Consider the following 944-nt stretch of genomic DNA (forward strand, 5'->3'; position numbering starts at 1 on the left):
CATAATTTGCTTCCCTTGACTTTGGCGGATACCGATCCGACTAATCACAACAAAAGATCAATGCCACAGAAAACCTTGATTTTAGCAATCGATTCACAAAACGTTCATTCACAACATCTCTTATACTCTCTTGCACTTGATTTGAAAAGCATTTTAAGCGATTAGACAGATTATTAATGCCAAACCACTCAGATGCCTGATAAAAGAAATTGAATCGCTTAAATCTTCTTATTTTAAATAAAGCACTTTTTGTGTAGGGATTAAGTATGGATGAAGCATAGATAAAGCGTTGATAGTGCGTTAGTAGTGCGTAAACGGGTACCGTTTTACGCACTACTAACGCACTATCAGTACTTAGCATACGCATTACGTACGCTTGGGGAACACATGAACAACCATATCCCCGTACTAGCCTAGCACAAGCCAGTCCAAGCACTGCTAATCCTCTATCACCAGTAGCTTTTTGGTAGCTCTCCAGTACATACCCGGCACCTTTTTGGTACCTTTTCAGTAGGGCATTCGTGAATAAACCGTACACTGAACGTACATCAAGAAAGATTTTAGCAAGTACATTCTTTATGAAAATCATAAAAAAAGCAAAACCATCGGTTCGGATCTTGTTCGGACTTTCTTTTAACCTTCTTTTACCTTTGTAGTAAGTTTCCCCGTAACTGCACCGCACTTGCACCGTAGTTGCACCGTCCTTTTCCTGGTGCAGGGACGGGAGAGGTACGGTGCACATACGGTGCAACGACGGCCGGAGGTAAAACAAGGTCCGAAGGATCTTAAAATCAGGTATATAGCGGGTACCTCTCAGAAAATGCCTCAATTTACTGTTTGCCACATCCAGTAAACTTTTACTAACTTTCTTTTCCCTGTCTTGACCCCTTTTTCTGCTTCCACTCAGGTTTTGCTCGACGGTGCTTCGACTTTTCATGCACTGT

General features: G+C 41.7%; 1 protein-coding gene. It reads right to left on the reverse strand.

Going from position 1 to position 944, the window contains the following annotated elements:
• Nucleotides 1-40: 40 nt before the first annotated feature.
• Nucleotides 41-944: hypothetical protein (locus L950_RS25440; protein ID WP_231577862.1), on the reverse strand; the 904-nt coding region annotated here is incomplete at its 5' end.

Source organism: Sphingobacterium sp. IITKGP-BTPF85 (genome assembly GCF_001006065.1).
Lineage (GTDB): Bacteria > Bacteroidota > Bacteroidia > Sphingobacteriales > Sphingobacteriaceae > Sphingobacterium > Sphingobacterium anhuiense.